General features: G+C 62.2%; 4 protein-coding genes and 1 pseudogene. 3 read left to right on the top strand and 2 right to left on the bottom strand.

Annotated elements, in window-relative coordinates; genetic code table 11:
• Positions 1-194, top strand: a 194-nt coding sequence (locus AC3EDY_RS15910; protein ID WP_488573467.1) for a hypothetical protein, incomplete at its 5' end; no start/stop codon positions are given.
• Here the strand turns inward: AC3EDY_RS15910 and AC3EDY_RS15905 are convergent.
• Positions 184-978: an SDR family NAD(P)-dependent oxidoreductase gene (locus tag AC3EDY_RS15905; protein ID WP_488573466.1), complete on the bottom strand. Its 795-nt coding sequence runs from the start codon at positions 976-978 to the stop codon at positions 184-186. The genes AC3EDY_RS15910 and AC3EDY_RS15905 overlap by 11 nt on opposite strands.
• A gap of 223 nt (positions 979-1,201) precedes the next feature.
• Here AC3EDY_RS15905 and AC3EDY_RS15900 point away from each other — a divergent pair, with 223 nt between their 5' ends.
• Positions 1,202-2,314 (top strand): redoxin domain-containing protein, encoded by a 1,113-nt coding sequence (locus AC3EDY_RS15900; RefSeq protein ID WP_488573465.1) that lies wholly within the window; start codon positions 1,202-1,204, stop codon positions 2,312-2,314.
• Between the two features lie 423 nt (positions 2,315-2,737).
• The gene (locus tag AC3EDY_RS15895) at positions 2,738-3,292 is read left to right on the top strand and encodes a TolC family protein (RefSeq protein ID WP_488573464.1); all 555 of its coding nucleotides are present in this window, start codon (positions 2,738-2,740) and stop codon (positions 3,290-3,292) included.
• 30 nt (positions 3,293-3,322) lie between these two features.
• Here AC3EDY_RS15895 and AC3EDY_RS15890 read toward each other — a convergent pair.
• Positions 3,323-4,327 (bottom strand): annotated as a pseudogene (locus AC3EDY_RS15890) (efflux transporter outer membrane subunit); the annotation flags it as partial.
• Positions 4,328-4,415 lie beyond the last annotated feature (88 nt).

The raw sequence follows: 4,415 nt of genomic DNA, 5'->3' as shown, positions 1-4,415 counted from the left end.
GCAAATCCTCGGATATCGGTCTCACCATGCCTGCTGGCCTCCTATCCAGCAAACAGGATGAATCAGATTTTCAGCGCCAAGGGAACCGCAAACGACTCTATCAGGTCGGATTATGCTCTAGACACCGCAAAGGAGGGCGTGCCGAAGACACGCCCTTCGCAATCAACTTGTCCGGTTTGCTGTTCAGCGGGTGAGGTAGCGGGCGGCTGGAACCGAGAGCGACAGCTTGCTCCGCATGTTCTGGCGGGCTGCTTCGAACCTGTGCCAGTCCTCGATGTCGGGCAATGAGGGAATGGTCACAAGCTCTCCCAGATCCAGCCCTGCAAGCGCCGCGTCGACCAGATCTTCCACTGCCATGACGATTTCGCCGGGCAGATCTGCTACAGGCGTCCCGGCAATATCCCAGAACTGGGTTGCGGTGGCACCGGGCAGTACGGCCTGCACATGCAGGCCCCGTTCTCCCAGCTCGCTGTTCATGGACTGGGACAGGGCGAGCACGAAGGCCTTGCTCGCGCCGTAAACCCCGTTGAGCAGGTCGGGGGCAATGGCAACGGCTGACGCTACGTTGATCACCGTGCCCGATCCGCGCGCGACAAATGCCGGAGCAACCGCATAGGCGAGACGCGTGGCAGCCGTCACGTTCAAGGCGATCAGCGCATCCATGTCGTCAATCTTGCTGTCGAGCAGGGAAGCGGTTGCGCCGACGCCGGCATTGTTGACGAGCATGGTAATGTCGGGCCGGGTCCTGAGCACTTCTTCCGCCCTGCCGAGATCGTCCTTGTCCTGAAGATCCGCGCGCATCACCACGACGTGGCGGCCTGTTTCTCCAACGATCCTGCTCGCAAGCGATTGCAGCTTCTCGGCATTTCTCGCGACAAGAATGAGGTCGTAGCCTCGCTTTGCGAGCCGATCGGCGTAGACGGCGCCAATTCCCGAGGATGCGCCGGTTATGAAGGCGCGCTTGCTTGTGCTGTTCATGCTGAATGTCCTTTGAGCTTCGCCTCACCGCCAGTGAGGGCGTCCGCAATTCTCGAAAACCGGCCCGCCGGTTACGCGAAGGCCCGGACCGCGCCTCGGCAGGTTTGTGTCGAACGGCCACGCCGATCGCGAACGTAACTTCGCCCGCCGGTCCGCGAATTGAGAGGCACGACAGCGAGATCGATGACCTTGGCCTTCCTTCGCCAAGGCAAGACAAGGTGCGATGGCAATGATGGGAAGACGCTCGAAACTCTACTTCGCGACCGCGGTTGCAATCGCCGGGGCGACCATAGCCGTCTGCACCGCAGACGCACTCGGTCTGGTACCTGCCAGCGTTGCAGCGACGCCGAGCATTACTCCCGTTCCCGTTGGCCCGGCGTCAGATCCGATCGGCGTTCTTGATGGGGCACGTCCATGGCTCGTCCCGCTGTCCGGCAAGCCACACTCGCTGCGCGGCAAAGTCGTGCTGATCAACTTCTGGACCTTTTCATGCATCAACTCCCTGCGGGCGCTCCCCTATCTGCGCGCGTGGAGCGCGCGTTACCGGAACGAGGGTCTGGAAGTGGTCGGCGTCCATGCCCCGGAGTTCGAATTTGAAAAAGACCCTGCCAAGGTAAAGACGGCAATCTCTCAACTTGCGGTCGACTACCCGAACCTTCAGGACAACGACTATGCCGTCTGGCGCGCTTTCGCCAACGAAGGGTGGCCTGGGATATACTTCGTCGATGCGCGGGGGCGGGTACGCGGGTATCGCCTGGGCGAAGGCGGATACGCGGACGGAGAGCAACTGATCCGCAACCTCCTTTCGGAGGCAGGGCACGACCTGCGGAAGGTTCCGCTGGCCAGGGTCGAACAACATGGTGTCCAGGTTCAGGCCGACTGGGCGGATCTCCATTCGCCTGAAACGTACATCGGATACCGGAAGACAACCGGATTCGCATCTCCGGGAGGACTGCACGCCGACGTCGTCACCGACTACGCGCCTGCGCCCTCATTGCCGCTCAACCACTGGAGCCTGACCGGGAGCTGGCATGTCGGTCGCGAGTTCGCGGCGCTAAAAAGTCCGGGTGGAGCGATCCGCATGCGTTTTCACGCGCGTGATGCCCATCTTGTCATCGGTTCCGCAACCGGCCTTCCCGTCCGGTTTCGCGTAACGATAGATGGCAGAAGTCCCGGTCCGGATCACGGGGCTGACGTTGATCCCGCGGGATGGGGCACCGTCAAGGAGGACCGGCTATACCAGCTGATCCGGCAGGCCGGCCCGGTGGAAGATCGCACCCTTCGCATCGAATTTGCGGGCCCTGGAATCCGGGCCTACGTCTTCACATTCGGATGAAGCAGACAGCGCAAAAGTCCTCACGGTAGTCGTGATAGCCAGGCACCGACGCCGGAAGGGTCGTCGAACAGGAAACTCAAGAACGAAAGATTCGCGCACTTGGATCGGACGTGCGCCCGGCGGCAACTCAAGAAAGCTGATCCGGTGGAAAGCGATCATTACTGTAACCGGCAAGCTCTGACTGGCGAATAGCTTTGCGAGTTCTGACACGGCTACCGGGCTCGGTTTCTCCAGAAGTCCGGTTGCAGGGGTCTATTGGGCGGCGGGCGCAGACCGGCTTCGCCGCTCTTGCTCAACCAGGTCGAGCCGGGAACCGTCGATAGCGTCTCCTCACCGACGCACGGCGTGCGACCGGCTGCACCACGAACGGGGCGCCCGTCGCCTGGCCGATCGCACTCTTGAAAGCCAAAGGAGTCCTGACACATGCGCATCACATTGATCTCGCTATCGGCGCTTCTCCTGGCAAGCTGTGCAGCCGTGCCACACGATGAGCCGCAGATAGCTCGAACCTTGCCAGCCTCCGTTGGCCTCACCCCGGCATCGGCCGAGATCGACGCCCGGTGGTGGAACGATCTCGGTGACCCGCAATTGGGACGCCTGGTAGAGGCCGGCCTCCTGGTAAACCCGACGCTGGACGCAGCGCTGGCCCGTGTCCGCGCTGCGAAGGCCGAGGTAGCGATACAGCACTCAGCGCAGCTTCCGCACATCGAGGGCGATGCCCAGGTTGCAGAGCAGCGGTTGAGCGATCGCTACCTCATTCCACCTCCCTATGCGGGCACGACCCGCACCGTGGCGCAAGTTCAGGCCGGGCTCGATTGGGACCTTGACCTGTTTGGCCGCCAACGTGCTGTTGTTGCACGCGCGCTCTCGCAAACGGAAGGCTTCCGAGCAGGACGAAACTGCGTTTGCGGCGGCTGGGCTTTGCCGAGCGTCCTTCGATCGAGTCGAGCTGACGCGCGATTTGCTTATCGCCAATGATCTCGGCACGACCCGAGCTGACTCCGTTATTCATGACGCCTTCTCCTTTGAAGAGGCCACGGCCTCGCTTGCGTTGTTCCGGAAACCACCACCCAAAGCGGCAATGAGCTGGACCCGCTGAACGAATGCGTCAGCTTGCAGATCGACCTGGGACTGTTCCGCTTCCAACAGGCGGAACCCGCTTTCGATAGCATCGAGCTTCGAAGCGAGACCTGCCGAGACGCGCACCCCATCAAGCCGTACCGTCTCACGAAGGCCGGCGACGACCAGAGTATGCTGGGCAAGCTCGGCGTCGGCAGCCTTGATGCCGGTCAAGGCGTCGGACGCTTCCCGGACAGCTTGCAGCACATTGTGATTGTAGTCCGACACAGCGAGATCAAGGTCGGCCGTTGCCTGCCGGTACTGGGCACGCAGCCGGCCCGCCTCGAAGATGGGAATGTGGATCGCCGCGCTGGCGCCATAGCTCGAGGCACTTCCCGTGAAGAGATTGCCGAGCCCGATCGCGGAAAAGCCAGCGAGTGCCTGCAGGTTCACGTTCGGAAGAAAGTCTGCACGTGCCACCGCGCGGGAGGCTACGGCCACTGCAATCCTTGCTTGTGCTGCAAGCAGATCGGGCCGCCGGCCAAGCAGATCCGCAGGCAGGACTTCCGGCACCGCGAGGAGGTTGTCGAGCGACAACGAGGGACGAGCGATCGAAGCGTAGAAGTCAGCTCCTCTGCCCACCAGTTCGGCGAGCGCGTGAACAAGCAGGTCCCGTTCGCGCCTCGCACGCACTTCGGCCTGCGTGGCCTCCGCGAGCAGCGTCCTAGCCGTTTGCACCTCGATTGCGTTCGCAAGATCGTGGCGGCTACGTGATTGCACATAGTCAAGCGATTGACGCCGAGTGGCGACGAAGCCCTGTGCGATTTCAATCTGCCGTTCAGCGCGCGCAAGGCCGATATAGGTCTGTGCGATGCTGGTGGAAATCACCAGCCGGGCCGCATCGGCATCGAGCTGCGCGGCTTGCTTCGGTTGCTCTTTGCGGGAATGACGGCTTCGATTTCGGCTGCAGCCAGTTCCTCCCGGATGGCATCGGCGTCATAGCCCTTATCCGCGAGGAGGGCCTCTATTCTGCCGGCGATCA

The sequence above is a fragment of the Novosphingobium sp. DS6-6 genome (assembly GCF_057784975.1).
The sequence above is the reverse complement of the archived record's forward strand: the minus strand, read 5'-3'. Positions and strand labels throughout refer to the sequence as shown.